Below are 16218 nucleotides of genomic sequence, written 5' to 3'. Positions count from 1 at the left end.
CATTCTACGATCGGCGCGTATGCCCCGCCGCGCATGTGACACCTGCCGGGTGCGCGGCGAGCAGGCGTCAGAGCGAGGGCGGGAGCGCCTGGGGCGAGACCGGACGGAGGCGGCCGCCGGTGGCGGCGAACCAGCATCCGACGATGATCAGCGGGAAGCCGAGCAGCAGGCCGGGAGTCAGGGGCTCGGCGAGGACGATGGCGCCGAGGACGATCGCGACCACGGGATTCACGTAGGTGAACAGCGGAGCGCGCACCGGCCCGACCTCGCGGATGAGCGCGAAGAACGCCAGGAAGGCCACGGCCGTGCAGATCACCGCGAGCGCGAGGAGCGCGGCGATCGACGGCAGCGTGGGCACCTCGTGTTGGGTGAGCGCTCCGATCGGCAGGTAGAAGATGCCGATCATGAGCAGGGACAGCGTGATGGTGCCGAGCGAGGGGACGTCGTTGAGCTTGCGCGCGACGATGAAGGGTGCGATCGCGTACAGCACCGCGACCAGGAGCACCTCGCCCGCGGCCAGAAGGCTGACCTCGCCGCCGAAGAGCCCCGGGCCCGCGACCACGACCGCCACGCCGACGAAGCCGACCAGCAGTCCGATGCCGCGTGCGGGCCGCAGCACTCGGCGGTCGCCACCACCCAGGGCGATCAGCGCGGCGAACAGCGGAACGGTCGCCACGAGCAGGCCGGTCATGCCGGAGGGCAGCGTCATCTCCGCATGCCCGAGCAGCACGAACGGCCCCGCCATCTCGACCGCGCCGAACGCGAGCACCCATGGCCAGTGCTTGAGAGCAGCCCGCAGCGCACCGCTGCGGATCGCGAACGGCAACAGCAGCAGGGCCGCGATGAGGGTGCGCCCCGCCACGATCGCCGGCGGCGAGAACGACTCGACCGCGACGCTGATGAACAGGTACGGCACTCCCCACAGCAGTGCCATCGCCCCGAAGAGGAGCCAGCCGCGCCGCGAGAAGCCCGCGTTCGGGCTCACAGGACGCGCCGGCCCTCGAAGGCACGGCCGAGGGTGACCTCGTCGGCATACTCGAGGTCGCCGCCGACGGGCAGACCGGACGCGAGGCGGGAGACCGTGATCTGCATCGTCGTGAGCAGACGGCTGAGATAGCTCGCGGTGGCCTCTCCCTCGAGGTTCGGGTTGGTGGCGAGGATGACCTCCTGCACCGTGCCGTCGGCGAGGCGTGTCATCAGCTGGGCGATGCGCAGATCGTCCGGACCGATGCCGGCGATGGGGCTAATGGCTCCACCGAGTACGTGGTAGAGCCCGCGGAACTCCCTCGTGCGCTCGATCGCCGCGACGTCCTTCGCGTCTTCGACCACGCAGATCAGGGCCTGGCTGCGACGCGGGTCGCGGCAGATGGCGCAGCGATCCTGTTCTGCGACGTTGCCGCAGATCTCGCAGAACCGCACGCGGGTACGGATCTCGCCGAGCAGCTCGGCGAGACGCGCGACATCGAACGTCGGCGTCTGCAGGATGTGGAACGCGATCCGCTGGGCGGACTTGGGACCGATACCGGGAAGCCGCCCGAACTCGTCGATCAGCTCTTGGACGATGCCGTCATACATCAGGAGAACCTCGTCGGGGGCTCGTAGGGCTCTTCGCGCACGAACGTCGCGCCGAGCACCTGGCGGATCACGGCCTCACCGTAGCGCTGCACTCCCCCGGCGGAGGGCTGGCGCTCGACGACGACCGGAGGGGTGGCGGCGGCCGTGCGCTGCGTCTGCGGCGCGGACCGCGCGGGAGGGGCCTGACGCGGTGGCGACGACTCTGCGGGCGGCTCGTAAGAAGGGTCGTACGGCGGCTCGTCGTCGAAGGCCGGAGCCTCGTCATCACCGGGCAGCGGGGGCTCGTCCCGGTCTACGGCGCCGTCGGAAGGAGGAGCAGGGGCCGAAGCAGCCGCCTCGACCTCTTCCGGCTCGTCGTCGACGGCGAGGGGTGCCGTCGGGGCCGGAGCCTCGCGCACCGGACTCTCGGTCGCGGTCGGGATCGGTGCGACAGCCCACTCCGTCACGGTGGAGGCGGAAGCACCGCGGACCTGCGAACGAGGAGAACCCGCTGACGCAGGCTCCGATGCGGGAGCGGCCTCCGCCGGGGCCGACGCCCCGGACGACGAGGGCTGGCGCGGGGCGCCTCCCGCCGGCATCGGCGCGGGCAGGTACTTCACCCGGACGCCGAGCTCGTTCTCGATCGCCGACCGCAGATGATCGGAGGGACCGGAGCCGGGGGTCGTGCCCTTGAACTTCGCGACGTCGTGCTGGCTGGTGAATCCGAGCGTCAGCACCTCGGTCTCGGTGACATACGCCAGCGGCTGCACGGCCGTGGCCAGCAACCAGGACGTGCGGCTGATGCTCTCGAGACGCGTGAGCACCGCGGGCCATGCTGCGCGGATCCGTTCGAAGGTGACCGGCCCCTGCGGGACGGCGGGCTCGGGTGCCGCCGTCTCGGGAGCGGTGCCGGTGGCATCGCCTGCGACCTGCTCGCCGGCAGGGACGGACTCGGCACGGGCGGACTCCGCGGCTGCGGGCTCTGGTGCTGCAACGGCAGGGGCGGACGGAGCAGCCGCGGGTGCAGCCGGTGCTGCTGCCGCCGGTGCTGGAGCTGCCACGGCCGGAGCAGCGGTCGAACGGACGGACGCCGTCGCCGCGCGCTCGCCTCCAGCCACGGGCGCCGACGCAGCGGTGTCGGTCGCTCCGGCGAGCACGCGCGCGACCATGAGCTCGAGGTGCAGCCGCGGCGACGTGGCACCGGACATGTCGTCGAGGGCGGCGCTGACCACATCGGCCGTGCGCGAGAGGCGGGCGGAGCCGAATGCGTCGGCCTGAGCCCGCATGCGCTCCAGGTCGTCTTCCGCGACCCCGCGCAGGACGGCGGAAGCTCCAGGCCCGACCGCCGCGATCACGATGAGGTCGCGCAGACGCTCGAGCAGGTCGTCGACGAAGCGGCGAGGGTCCTGGCCGGTCTGCACCACGCGGTCGATCGCGGGGAAGGCGGATGCGGCGTCGCCGGCCGCGAGCGCGTCGACGATCTCGTCGAGCAGTGCAGCGTGCGTGTATCCGAGCAGGGCGACGGCGCGCGCGTAGCCCACCGTGACCGTCTCGGACCCGGCCGGCGCGTCCGACCCGGCGATCAGCTGGTCGAGGAGCGAGAGGGTGTCACGCGGCGAACCGCCACCCGCACGGACCACGAGCGGGAGCACACCCTGCTCGACGATCACGCCCTCCTCGGCGCACAGCTTGGCGACGTACTCGAGCATCGCCGCAGGCGGCACGAGTCGGAACGGATAGTGGTGGGTGCGCGAGCGGATGGTGCCGAGCACCTTCTCGGGCTCGGTGGTCGCGAAGATGAACTTGACGTGCTCCGGCGGCTCTTCGACGAGCTTCAGCAGCGCGTTGAAGCCCTGGGGCGTCACCATGTGCGCCTCGTCGAGGATGAAGATCTTGTAGCGGTCGCGGCTCGGGGCGAAGGTGGCCCGCTCACGCAGGTCGCGCGCGTCGTCGACGCCGTTGTGGCTCGCGGCGTCGATCTCGACGACGTCGAGCGATCCACCGCCGGCGCGCGACAGCTCGACGCAGCTCGGGCAGACTCCGCAGGGCACGTCGGTCGGCCCCTCGGCACAGTTCAGGCACCGCGCGAGGATGCGCGCAGACGTCGTCTTCCCGCACCCGCGGGGACCGGAGAACAGGTAGGCGTGGCCGACCCTGTCACCTCGCAGCGCCGTCATCAGAGGATCGGTCACCTGAGACTGCCCGATCATCTCGCCGAATGCTTCGGGGCGGTAGCGGCGGTAGAGGGCTGTGGTCACCACAACAGCCTACGGCGTGCCACCGACCTTCGGCGGGCCGAGCGGTCAGTCGATCGGTTCGATCACCGGGATCGCCGTGGTGATCACCGGAACGGACGCCGACATACGCGTCCCGTCCTCGCGTCGGGCGTCGGCGAACTGCCGGAGGGTAGGCCGTCCGGGGATCAGCGGACCCTGATCGGCGAGCGGCACGACGACCTCATCCTCCACCGTGGCGATGTAGGCCGTGTCCCGCACGCTGAAGGGCACGGGCGGTCCGTTGCGCACCTCCACGCGGAGCTCGTCCTTCGTCACCGTCACCCGCAACGTCGACCCCTGCCACTGCAGCGGGAACGACAGCGACGGCCATCCGGCAGGCAGCCGCGGGTCGAAGCTGAGGTCGCCGGCGTAGTCTCGCATGCCGCCGAAGCCGCACACCAGCGCCGTCCACACCCCACCGGCCGACGCCACGTGCACACCGTCGGCCGCGTTGTGGTGCAGGTCGTGCAGGTCGACGAACAGCGACTGCTCGAAGTACTTCTGCGCGAGGTCCTGGTACCCCACCTCGGCCGCCAGGATCGACTGCACGACGGCCGACAGGGTGGAGTCGCCGGTGGTGAGCGGGTCGTAGTAGTCGAAGTCCGCCTTCTTCTCCTCGGGCGTGAAGTGATTGCCCTGCAGGAACAGTGCGAGCACGACGTCGGCCTGCTTGAGCACCTGGAACCGGTAGATGACCAGGGGGTGGAAGTGCAGCAGGAGCGGACGCTGCTCGGCCGGGGTGTTGGCGAGGTCCCAGACCTCCCGCTCGAGGAACAGCGAGTCCTGCGGGTGGATGCCGAGCCCTTCGCTGTAGGGGATGTACATCGCCTCGGCCGCGCGGTCCCAGGCCTCGGCCTCTCCGGGACCGAGGCCCGTGCGATCGACCAGCTTGACGTAGTCGTCGGGATAGCTCTCGCGGATCTCACGCACCACCTTGGCTGCGTAGCGGAGGTTGTAGCGTGCCATGACGTTCGTGTAGAGGTTGTCGTTCACGACCGTCGTGTACTCGTCCGGTCCCGTGACACCGTGGATGTGGAACGTATCGATCCCGTCGCCCGCGCCGGTCTCCTCGACCAGACGCGAAGCGCGCCAGAACCCGAGCGTCGCCCACAGCCGAGCGGTCTCGATCGCGATGTCCGCGCCCTCTCGGCGCAGGAACTCCTCGTCGCCGGTGGCACGCACGTACTTGCCGAGTGCGAAGCTGATATCGGCGTTGATGTGGTACTGCGCGGTGCCGGCTGCGTAGTAGGCGGAGGCCTCCTCGCCGTTGATCGTGCGCCACGGGAACAACGCTCCCGCCTCGTTGAGCTGCGCCGCCCTGCGTCGTGCGGCCGGAAGCATCCCCACGCGCGCGCGGAGGGCGTTGTAGGCCCACCGCGGTGACGTGTAGGTGAGGAAGGGGAGCACGTAGATCTCGGTGTCCCAGAAGTAGTGGCCGCTGTATCCCGATCCGGAGACGCCCTTGGCCGGCACCCCGGCGCCATCGGCGCGAGCCGAGGCCTGCGCGAGCTGGAACAGGCACCAGCGGGTGGCCTGCTGCAGGTCGTCGCGTCCGCCGATCTGCACGTCGCTCCGGTCCCAGAACGCGTCCAGCCACTCCCTCTGGCGACGGAACACGGACTCGACGCCCTCGTCCGCAGCGCGATCGAGGGTCCGCCGGCAGCGGTCGACGAGCTCCCGCGGCGGCACCCCCCGCGACGTGTGGTAGCTGACGAGCTTGGTCACCGTGATCGGCACACCGGCCTTCGCCTGCACGCGGAAGACGTTCTTGGCGATGTCGGGCTCCACGAGCGTGCGGGCGTTGTACTCGTTCTCGGTCTCGACGATGTGGTCGGCGACCACCGCGACCGTCATCCCCGAATCGGCGACGCGGTAGGACAGCGCGGAGCGCAGGCCGTCCTGCCAGTGCTCGGCCGGTTCCAGCACGCGGTCGGCGATCTTCTCGGCCTTGCGGGGGTCGAAGGCCTCGGCCTTCGTGCCGATCGGTGTGCCGGCGTACACCCCTGCGCCGTCCTGCCTGTTCAGCAGCTGGCAGCTGATCGTGACCGGGGCGTCGGAGTTCTCCACCACGACCTCGAGGCGCAGCACCGCGAGGTGACGCTCCTCGAAGCTCACGATGCGCTCGTCGCGCATGCGCACGCGCTTGCCCGACGGCGTCTCCCACACCACGAAGCGCTCGAGCACGCCGGTGCGGAGGTCGAGGGTGCGGCGGTACTCGCGCACATCGGCGTCGTCGAGCGAGATCGGCTCGTCGTCGACGTACACGCGCATGACCTTGGCATCCGGTGCGTTGACGATCGTCTGCCCGACCTCGGCGAAGCCGTAGGCCTGCTCGGCATGACGGATCGGCCACGTCTCGTGCAGTCCGTTGATGAAGGTGCCGTGCTCCTGGGCGCCACGGCCCTCGATGTGATTGCCGCGCACGCCGAGGTAGCCGTTGCCGACGGAGAACAGCGTCTCGCCGACGCCCTCCTCCGAATAGTGCGTGTCGATCAGACGCCACGGGTCGACGGGGAAGCGGTCGCGGTCGATCATGCGGACTCCGGGGTCTCGGTGCGGGAAGCGGGAAGAAGGAGGGCGAGGTCGTCGACGACGACGGTCGCGCCGGCGGCGCGGAGGGCGTCTGCGCCCGTGCCCCGGTCGACGCCGACCACGGTCGCGAAGCCGGCTGCGGCAGCGGAAGCAGCACCGGACGTGGCGTCCTCGACGGCGACGGCGCGGGCCGGGTCGACACCGAGGGCGGTCGCACCGGCGGCGAACATGTCGGCCGCGGGCTTGGAGGCCAGACCATCGCGCTCGGCGACGACGCCGTCGACCACGATGCGGAAGAAGGAGCGGATGCCGGCGGCACCGAGGACCTCTTCGGCGTTCTTGGAGCTCGAGACCACGCCGAGCGGGATGCCTGCCGCATGCAGCGCCTCGACGAGGGCGAGCGAACCGGGGTACGCGGCGATGCCCTGACCGCGCAGCGACGCGGCGAACGCGGCGTTCTTGCGGTTGCCGATGCCGCACACCGTCTCGGCCGAGGGGTCGTCGTCGACGTCGCCCCAGGGCAGCTCGACGTTGCGACTGCGCATCAGGCTGGCCACGCCGTCGTAGCGCTTCTTGCCGTCGACGTAGTCGTAGTAGTCGGCGTCGGTGTACGGCGGAGTGATGCCCCATCGCGCGAACACGTCGTCGAAGACCGCCTTCCACGCGCGCATGTGCACCTCAGCCGTGGGTGTCAGCACACCGTCGAGGTCGAACAGCACGCCGTCAGCGTGGAACAGGTCGGGCAGTGCTTCGGGCACAGAGCCTCCAGGAGAAGGGCGATCGTCGGGCCGGCACCTCTCCGTGCCACTGTGCAAGCGTAATGCGGTGACGCGCCACGGGGTAACCCCCGCGGAAGGATCAGAGAAGCGATCAGAGCAGCTCGGCCGTCTGCCTGGCGATCTGCAGTTCCTCGTCGGTGGGCACCACCAGCACCGTGACGCGGGACGCATCCGTGGAGATGCGGCGGATGCCCCGCTCGCGCGCCTCGTTCCTCGCCCCGTCGATCTCCACTCCGGCGAACCCGAGTGTCGCCATGGCCGCTGCACGCACCGGGGCCGCGTTCTCGCCCACACCGGCCGTGAACGCGATGACGTCCACTCCGCCGAGCTGTGCGATGTAGGCACCCGCGTACGCACGCAGGCGGTGCACGTAGACGTCGAAGGCGAGGATCGCCGCGTCGTCCTCTGCCTCGACACCGGCGAGGATGTCGCGCATGTCACTGCGCCCCGCGAGGCCGGCGAGACCGCTGCGGGTGTTGAGCAGCGAGTCGAGGTCGTCGATCGACAGGCCGGCACGGCGCGACAGGTGCACGAGCGCCGCCGGGTCGATGTCTCCGGAGCGCGTCCCCATGACCAGGCCCTCGAGCGGCGTGAGGCCCATCGAGGTCTCCACCGACCGGCCGCCGTCGATCGCGGTCACCGACGCGCCGTTGCCGAGGTGGAACACCAGCTGACGGAGCTCGGAGATGTCACGGCCGAGGAACGCGGCGGCAGACTCGCTCACGTACTGGTGACTCGTGCCGTGGAAGCCGTAGCGCCGCACCCGATGCTCCGCGGCGAGCGCGGCGTCGATCGCATAGGTGTAGGCGGCGGGCGGGAGCGTCTGGTGGAAGGCGGTGTCGAACACCGCGACGTGCGGCACCTCGTCGAACACGGCCCGCGCGGCACGGATGCCGGCGAGGTTCGCGGGGTTGTGCAGCGGCGCGAGCACCGCGAGCTCGTCGATCTGGCGCTCCACGTCGGCGTCGATCAGGGTCGGCGCGTAGAAGCGCGCACCGCCGTGGACCACGCGATGCCCGACCGCGACGGGGCGGTGCTCGTCGAGCGAGGGGCCGTGAGCGGCGAACTGCTCGCGCATCACCTCGAACGCCTCGGCGTGGTCGGCGATCGGCCGGTCGCTGCGGAAGGTGGCATCGACCATCGTCGGCACGGCATCGCCGTCGACGGCGGGACGCACGGTGTGTGCGACCGGGCTGCTCTCCTGACCGATGCGCTCGATCAGTCCGCTCGCCAGCAGGTTCTCCTGCTCGATGTCGATCAGGCTGTACTTCAGCGAGGAGGATCCGCTGTTGATGACCAGGATGGCGCTCATGCCGGGTTCCCCGTCTGCTCTGTCGTGCGCTCCGCTCCCTGCGCCTGGATGGCCGTGATCGCCACCGTGTTGACGATGTCGGCGACGAGCGCACCTCGGGAGAGGTCGTTGATGGGCTTGTTGAGGCCCTGCAGCACCGGTCCGATCGCGACGGCACCGGCCGACCGCTGCACGGCCTTGTACGTGTTGTTCCCGGTGTTGAGGTCGGGGAACACGAACACGGTCGCCCTGCCCGCCACGGCCGAGTCGGGGAGCTTGGCCTTGGCCACAGCCGCGTCCGCCGCCGCGTCGTACTGGATCGGGCCTTCGACAGGCAGCTCGGGGGCGCGCTCGCGCACGAGAGCGGTGGCCGCGCGCACCTTGTCGACATCTGCGCCGGAGCCGGACTCCCCCGTCGAGTACGACAGCATCGCCACCCGCGGATCGATGCCGAACTGCCGGGCGGTCGTCGCCGATGAGACCGCGATGTCGGCGAGCTGCTCGCTCGTGGGGTCGGGGATCACGGCACAGTCGCCGTAGACGAGCACCCGATCGGCGAGCGCCATCAGGAACACGCTGGAGACGACGTTGACCCCCGGCTTGGTCTTGATGATCTCGAACGACGGGCGGATGGTGTGCGCCGTGGTGTGCGCGGCACCCGACACCATGCCGTCCGCGAGTCCGAGATGCACCATCATGGTGCCGAAGTACGACACGTCGGTCACGGTGTCGGCAGCCTGAGCGAGGGTGATCCCCTTGTGCGCCCGCAGCCGTGCGTACTCCGCGGCGAAGCGCTCGACGAGCTCGGGATCGTTGGGGCTGAGCACCTGGGCCGCAGCGATGTCGATGCCGAGTTCGGTCGCCCTGGCACGGATGGCCGCCTCGTCGCCGAGGATCGTCAGATCTGCCACCTCTCTCGCGAGCAGCGTCGCCGCGGCACGGAGGATGCGGTCGTCGTCCCCCTCCGGCAGCACGATGCGGCGGCGGTCGGCGCGCGCCCGTTCGATGAGTCCGTACTGGAACATCAGCGGCGTCACGACGTGCGCCTCCGCGAGCCCGAGCTGCTCCGTGAGCTCCGTGATGTCGACGTGGGCCTGGAAGAGGGCGAGCGCGCGGTCGTACCGTGTGCGCGAGTCGGCGGAGATGCGGCCGCGGGTGCTCATCACCCGCACTGCGGTGTCGTATGTACCCAGATCGGTGGTGATGATCGGCACCGACGATGCGAAGCCGTCGAGCAGCTGGACGATGGGCTCCGGCAGCGGGAACGGGCCGTTCAGGATGATGCCGGCGATGCGGGGGAAGGTGCCAGACGAATCGGCGAGCAGCGCGGCCAGCAGCACCTCTGTGCGGTCGGCGGGGATCACCACGACGGCCTCTTCGGTCAGCCGCGGCAGCACGTTCACCATCGACATACCAGCGACGACGATCGTCAGCGCCTCTCTGGTCAGTCGATCGTCATCGCCTTTGAGCAGGGTCCCGTCGACGGCGGCGAGGATGCCGCGGATCGAGGGCGCGACCAGTGCGCGGTCCTCGGGGATCGCCCACACCGGCGTGCTCGCGGCTGGCAGGGCGGCGTGCACCGCCGTGACGATGTCGTCGAGCGCTGCGGGATCGGCGCGGTTCACGGCGACGGCGAACAGCTCCGCGCGCTCCTCCGCGAGTTCGGACAGGGCGAGGGCGGCGATCTGCGCGATCGCCGCAGCGGGACGCGCCGTCGTCGTCCCGAGCTGCTCGGCCTGACGCTGCTGGTCGCGGCCGCTGAGCACGAGCAGCACCGGCGCACCGAGGTTCGCCGCGATCCTGGCGTTGAAGCCGAGCTCGGCTGGGCTCGCCACATCGGTGTAGTCGCTGCCGACGACGACCACGGCATCGCACTGCGCCTCGACGGCCTTGAACCGTGCCACGACCGTCGACAGCGCGGCCTCGGGATCGGCGCGCACATCGTCGTAGGTGACGCCGATGCAGTCGTCGTAGTCGAGGTTCACCCCGTCGTGCGCGAGCAGGAGCTCCAGGATCTCGTCGCGTTCCGTGACCGACCGGGCGATGGGACGGAACACGCCGACCCGCGGCGAGACGCGCATCAGGGCATCGAGAGCCCCGAGGGCGATCGTCGACTTGCCGGTATGGCCTTCGGCCGAGGTGATGTAGATGCTCTGCGCCACGGCTTCAGCTTAGGCGCGGCGTCCATGAACGCACCGAGCGTCGCACCGGATCAATTGCGGGGCATCACTCGCACGGACCCGACAGGGCGTCGACGACAGCCGTGGCGTCGGCCCCGAACCGGGAGTAGTAGTCGCGGTCCGTGTTGATCTGCACCCGATGGATCGCGTGCGACGGCTCCATCGTCTGCCAGTCGGGGAGCCTCCCCAGCCGGTCGAAGAACAGCGTCGTCGCCGTTGCCGGATCCATCCTCTGCTCGGCGCTCCCCCACCACTCCTGCTGCTGGAACAGTCCGATGCTGGTGGTGCGCGAGCCGTCGGGGTTGGTGAATCCGCGCGTCTCCCAGTCGCCGTAGTCGATGTTGCGCAGGCTGCTCTCGCCCATCGCCGTCATCACACCGAGGATCTGCCCGTCGCGTCCGAAGCCGAGCGATTCCGCCGTGCGGATGATCGTGGCGGCGTTGACGAGCTGCTCCCCGCTCCAGCCCTCGATCCCTGCCGCGGGGAACGTCTGCGGATCGTCGATGCAGATCGGTGCGGGATCGCGCGCGAGACCGAGCGGGATCAGGACGAAGAGGCCGACGACCACGACGAGCGCACCGGCCGACAGCAGCAGGCGCCGCGCGATCTTCCGGCGCCGGAGGCGATTCGCCGCCTGGCGTCGAGCACCGGGCTTGCGCCGACGCCTGGTGGTTCCGCGCCGCGTCGCCTTCCTCGCCGCCGGCGTGCGCTTCGCCCGCGGGGGTGCGGCGCTCATGCGGGCAGGGCTCCGCGTGGCGATCGTGCACGGCGACCGATGAATGCGGCCATGCCGCCGCCGATGGCGCCGAACAGGTGCGCCTGCCAGGAGATGCCCTCGGCGACACCAAAGACGCCGGCGAGCATCGACCCGCCGTACAGCCCGATCACGACCACGGCGATCACGGCGTACAGGATGCGGTGCGCGACGCGACCTGGCGCGAACACCCGCATCACCACGTACCCGAAGTAGCCGAAGACCAGCCCCGAGGCTCCGACCGTGAGGGTGCCCGGTGCGTTGAACACCCAGGTGCCGATACCGCCGACGATCGCGACGATGGCCGTGACAGCCCAGAACCGGCGGGCGCCTTCCACGGCGACGAGGCACCCGAGCACCAGGAACGGCACCGAGTTGCCGATCAGATGCTGCCAGTTCGCGTGCAGGAGAGGACCGAGCACGATGCCCCCGAGGCCGGAGAAATCCCAGGAACGCAACCCGAAACCGGTGAAGGAGCCGGGGAGGATCGCATCGGCGAACTGCACGACCCACATGACCAGGAGCAGCAGCACCGGCGAGGCGAATCGGCCGAGCGGATGCTGCGGCTGCGGCGGCGGGGTGACGGTCACCGGACGATTGTCGCAGGTGCAGCCAGGAGAGGACTGAGCGTCAGGCGGACACCCGCCGGAAAAAGAAAGTGACCCTCCGCGCACCCAGCAGAGCCCGGTTACCCTTGCTGCGTTTCCGCCCTGGGGGAATTGGCCTGGATGCCGCCACGCGGAGAGCCGTCAACCATCCTAACCCGATGCCGTCGGGTGCGACGACACGGTCCGACCGTTTGGCAGACTGGGCGGGTCATGAATGCTCCCGCCCTCCCGCTGTCGACGTGGCGGTTCCGGGGCACCCTGCGCACCTATCAGGCCGAGGTGCTGGAGCGCATCGAGGCCGGATCCGACGAGAAGCTGCACATCGTCGCACCGCCGGGATCCGGCAAGACCCTGCTCGGGCTGCTCCTCGCTGCCCGAGAGGGGCATCGCGTGCTGGTGCTCACCCCGACCGTGACCATCCGGGAGCAGTGGCTGCGCACCGCGCGAGACCTCGCCCCGGATGCGAGCGCCGTCTCGGAGGACCCGCGCGCGCTCGGCGACCTGACCGTGCTCACCTACCAGCTGCTGAGCGTCACCGGTGACGGGTCGCCCTTCGAGGGTCTGGCCCGTCGCCTGTGGGTCGAGGAGCTCGCCGACACGGAGCGCTCGGAGGCGGATGCAGCCACGTGGCTCGCGACTCTCGAGGTCGACAACCCCGCACAGTACCGGGCGGGACTTCGACGACGTGTGCGCCGTGTGCGCCGTCGGTTCGCTCAGCAGCGGCCGGACGAGCTCGCCCGCGTGCTCCATCCGAACGCCGTCGCCCTCATCGACACGATCGTCGATGCCGGTATCCGCACGATCGTGCTCGACGAGTGCCATCATCTCCTCGATCACTGGGCGCTGGTCGTCGCCTATCTTGCGGGCCGCATCCGCGCCACCGGGGCGCGGCCGGTCGTGATCGGGCTCACCGCGACCCTGCCGTCCCCCGAAGACGAGACGGAGTACGACAACTACACGCAGCTGCTCGGCGACGTCGACTACGAGGTGCCGACTCCCGCAGTCGTGAAGGAGGGACACCTCGCGCCCTATCGGGACCACGTCTGGTTCACGGAACCGGAACCGGAGGAGGCGGCGTTCATCCGGCGCCACGAGTCGCTGTTGGAGGATCTCGTGCTCCGCGTCCTGTCCTCACCGGACGGCCTCGCGTACCTCGAAGAACAGCTGCAGCCTGCGTGGACCGAATCCGACGATCCCGACGCCGGTACCGAGGAGGATCCGGATTCCGCCCGTCGCGCGCGACTCGAACGGGCACTGTCCGCCGATTTCACGCTGACCCGCTCCGCCGGCGTGGTGTTGAAGGTCGTGGCCCCCGCTCATCCGCTGACAGGACTGCTTCCGCCTCCGCTGTTCGGGCGCTGCACGACCGACGACCTGCTCACGATCCTCACCCGCTTCGCGCAGACGCGCCTGCTCACCGATCCGGCCGCTCGTGGTCAGTGGGACTACGTGCGGCGTGCCCTCGCCGATTTCGGCCATCACCTCACGGACCGAGGCCTCCGGCGCGGGCGCAGCCCGCTGGAGACGACACTGACGTACTCGGCGTCGAAGGACCGGGCCGCGGTGGACATCCTCCACCGGGAGCTGGATGGCGACGACGGGGCACGCATCCGCGTCGTCGTGGTCACCGACTTCGTCGAGCACGGCAACCACCGAGGCCTCGCCGGTGAACCCGCCGGTGCTCTTCGCGTCTTCGAACGCTTCGCCGCCGACGAGGTCATCGGCGGCCTGCACCCGGTTCTGCTCACCGCCCGGCACCTGCGCGTGCGCGCGGAGGACGCCGTCGAGATCGCCGCAGGCCTGCGCGCTCGACTCGGCACGGATGTGTCGATCGCCGTGTCGTCCGGCACGACATGCGATCTCCAGGTGCCCGAGACAGGGCGCAGCCGGCTGGTGTCCGCCGTATCCGAACTGATCGGACTCGGGATCGTGCGCGTGCTCGTCGGCACCAGAGGACTGCTCGGCGAAGGGTGGGACTGCCCTTCCGTGAACACCCTCATCGACCTGACCGCCGTCGCCACCAGCACGGGCACCCAGCAGCTGCGCGGACGCACCCTGCGCCTGGACCCGGCGTGGCCGGACAAGGTCGCCCACAACTGGTCGATCGCGTGCCTGATCCCCGCCTTCGTCGACCTCGACAGCACCACCGAGGCGCTGCGTCTGCGGCGCCGGCACGGACACCTCTGGGGCCTCAGCGCCGACGACGACACCCAGATCGTCTCCGGACTGGGCCACGCGCTCCCACCCGCGGCGATCGCGGCACTCGACGCCGTGCTCGACAAAGCCGATGGCGCTGACGTCGACCGGATCAACGACGAGGCACGTGCCCGGTTCCGCACCAGGTCTCAGACGAGGTCGGATTGGCGGGTCGGCGAGCCGTGGACGACGGAGGAACGTGATGTGGTCGCCATCCACTCCGCACCGCGGACACGGATGCTGCGGACCGGAACGCTTCTCGGAGCGGCGCTCCCCCTGACCTTCGGAATCAGCGCAGCCGGCATCTCCGTGGGGTTGGGCGCTCTGGGCGCCGTCGGAGCGGTCGCGCTCCCTGCCGGCGCCGGAATCGGGGCTGCGGTGCTGGGCGGTGCCCTCTCGACGGCCGTCGTGTGCGGGTCGAGCGTGCTGCGGGCTATGCGCAGACTCCGCGACCCGGCCTCGCTGTACCGGGGCGCCGCTGTCGCCGTCTCTCAGGGGCTGCATGACGCCGGCCGGATCCGAGCGCTCGACACCGACGCCATCCAGGTGCGCCGTCATGGCGCCGACGAGTTCCGGATCGAGGTGGCCGGCATGCCGAGCGAGCGGACCCTGATCGCAGATGCGGTGCAGGAACTGTTCAGTCCGGCCGAGAACCCCCGCTTCCTGCTCCGGGTCGACCAGGGGGTGTTCGGTCGTTCGGGCCCCGTGCTCGACCGCATCAGCGGGTTGGTGGACCGCGCCGTCCCCGGTCGACGTCTCCTTCCCGTTCCGAAGGCGCTCTCGCGTCGAGCCGCCGACGCCGAGCGGTTCGCTGCCCGCTGGCAGGAGTCCGTCGGCCGCTGTGAGCTGCACGAGCTCCGGGGAACGGTGGGCCTCGCGCTCCTCCAGATCGCACGGAGCACGCCGAGCCTGCTCGAGCCTTCGGAGCCGCGGCGCCGTGTGTGGGGCTGAGTCGACCCGGCCCGTATCCTCAGGGGAAGCTTCCAGAGCGGCGTGTCCTGCACAGGGTTACGATCGAGTGACGCGCACCGCAGCGCCGCGATGTGAGAGGGAACGCATGCCAGAGAACGCCCCCCTGAGTCCGGTGACGATCGACGCCGAGCGGTTCGCCGCGCAGACGTCGGCCATCCTCGGCTCGATCGGCCAGGTCATCGATGGGAAGCCGGATGCGGTGCGCAGCGCTCTCGTGTGTCTGCTCGCCGAGGGACACCTGCTCATCGAGGACGTTCCCGGCGTGGGCAAGACGATGCTCGCCAGGGCTCTCGCCGCCAGCGTGGACGCGACCGTGCGACGTATCCAGTTCACCCCGGATCTGCTGCCCGGCGACGTCACTGGCGTCTCGGTCTACAACCCCGTCGACCGGGAGTTCGAGTTCAAGCGCGGCGCCGTGTTCGCGCACATCGTGATCGCCGACGAGATCAACCGCTCCTCTCCCAAGACCCAGTCCGCCCTGTTGGAGGCGATGGAGGAGGGCCAGGTCACCGTCGACGGCTCGACCCACCAGCTCCCCCAGCCGTTCCTGGTCGTGGCGACCCAGAACCCCCTGGAGATGGAGGGCACGTACGCCCTCCCCGAGGCGCAGCGCGACCGGTTCATGATGCGCATCTCGATGGGATACCCCGACGCCGCGGCCGAAGCCCTCATGCTCCGCCAGCGAGACGTGGTCAGCCCTCTCGCCGCCGTCTCGCCGGTCGCCGACGCATCCTCGATCGCGCAGCTCATCGCCTGGGCCCGATCCGTGCACGTCGCACCCGCACTCGAGGAGTACACCGTCGCTCTCGCACAGGCGACGCGAAACGACCCGAACCTCCACCTCGGCGCGAGTCCCAGGGCCACGCTGCAGCTGGTCAGGGCGGCGAAGGTGTGGGCGGCACTCGACGGTCGCGAGTACGTGATCCCCGACGACATCACGGCCCTGCTCATCCCGGTCCTCGCGCACCGCCTGCTTCCGGCGCGCGGCGCGCATCGCACGGGCGCCCAGCCCGTCGAGGCCGCTCTCACCCAGATCGTCGAGCGGGTGCGCGTGCCCGTCGCGACCCGTTCCTGAC

General features: G+C 70.3%; 11 protein-coding genes and 1 other RNA gene. 2 read left to right on the top strand and 10 right to left on the bottom strand.

Annotation, left to right across the window (positions count from 1 at the left end; translation table 11 throughout):
- Positions 1-67: 67 nt before the first annotated feature.
- The 10 genes from RN51_RS02025 to ffs form a co-directional block, all read right to left on the bottom strand.
- The gene (locus RN51_RS02025; RefSeq protein ID WP_045262378.1) at positions 68-985 is read right to left on the bottom strand and encodes a DMT family transporter; all 918 of its coding nucleotides are present in this window, start codon (positions 983-985) and stop codon (positions 68-70) included.
- Entirely contained in the window at positions 982-1575 is a 594-nt protein-coding gene (gene recR, locus RN51_RS02020) for a recombination mediator RecR (RefSeq protein ID WP_045262377.1), read from the bottom strand. Before recR ends, RN51_RS02025 begins: the two co-directional genes overlap by 4 nt.
- Positions 1575-3812 (bottom strand): DNA polymerase III subunit gamma and tau, encoded by a 2238-nt coding sequence (locus tag RN51_RS02015; RefSeq protein ID WP_197073162.1) that lies wholly within the window; start codon positions 3810-3812, stop codon positions 1575-1577. Before RN51_RS02015 ends, recR begins: the two co-directional genes overlap by 1 nt.
- Before the next feature lie 45 nt (positions 3813-3857).
- Positions 3858-6365 (bottom strand): glycoside hydrolase family 65 protein, encoded by a 2508-nt coding sequence (locus RN51_RS02010; RefSeq protein ID WP_045262375.1) that lies wholly within the window; start codon positions 6363-6365, stop codon positions 3858-3860.
- A complete protein-coding gene (locus RN51_RS02005) occupies positions 6362-7120 on the bottom strand; it encodes an HAD family hydrolase (protein WP_045262374.1) in 759 nt (252 codons plus the stop codon). Before RN51_RS02005 ends, RN51_RS02010 begins: the two co-directional genes overlap by 4 nt.
- 112 nt (positions 7121-7232) lie before the next feature.
- Positions 7233-8453, bottom strand: a complete 1221-nt coding sequence (locus RN51_RS02000) for an acetate/propionate family kinase (protein WP_045262373.1) — start codon at positions 8451-8453, stop codon at positions 7233-7235.
- Positions 8450-10594 (bottom strand): phosphate acetyltransferase, encoded by a 2145-nt coding sequence (pta, locus tag RN51_RS01995; protein ID WP_045262372.1) that lies wholly within the window; start codon positions 10592-10594, stop codon positions 8450-8452. The genes RN51_RS02000 and pta overlap by 4 nt, the downstream gene beginning before the upstream one ends.
- 64 nt (positions 10595-10658) lie before the next feature.
- On the bottom strand, positions 10659-11348 hold the full coding sequence (locus RN51_RS01990; RefSeq protein WP_052674542.1) for a hypothetical protein: 690 nt from the start codon (positions 11346-11348) through the stop codon (positions 10659-10661).
- Positions 11345-11956 carry a rhomboid family intramembrane serine protease gene (locus RN51_RS01985; protein ID WP_045262371.1) on the bottom strand — a complete coding sequence of 204 codons (612 nt, stop codon included), beginning with the start codon at positions 11954-11956 and terminating at the stop codon, positions 11345-11347. Before RN51_RS01985 ends, RN51_RS01990 begins: the two co-directional genes overlap by 4 nt.
- A 64-nt stretch (positions 11957-12020) precedes the next feature.
- An RNA gene (ffs, locus tag RN51_RS18125) (signal recognition particle sRNA small type) lies at positions 12021-12117 on the bottom strand.
- Between the two features lie 67 nt (positions 12118-12184).
- On the opposite strand from ffs, the gene RN51_RS01980 reads away from it, so the two are divergent.
- On the top strand, positions 12185-15121 hold the full coding sequence (locus RN51_RS01980; RefSeq protein WP_052674541.1) for a DEAD/DEAH box helicase family protein: 2937 nt from the start codon (positions 12185-12187) through the stop codon (positions 15119-15121).
- A gap of 106 nt (positions 15122-15227) precedes the next feature.
- Positions 15228-16217 carry an AAA family ATPase gene (locus RN51_RS01975; protein WP_045262370.1) on the top strand — a complete coding sequence of 330 codons (990 nt, stop codon included), beginning with the start codon at positions 15228-15230 and terminating at the stop codon, positions 16215-16217.
- The last annotated feature ends 1 nt before the right edge of the window (position 16218 follow it).

Origin of the sequence: Microbacterium oxydans (assembly GCF_000956405.1) — a bacterium.
Lineage (GTDB): Bacteria > Actinomycetota > Actinomycetes > Actinomycetales > Microbacteriaceae > Microbacterium > Microbacterium oxydans_C.
Note: the sequence above shows the minus strand (reverse complement) of the source record. Positions and strands in the feature narration are given on the sequence as shown.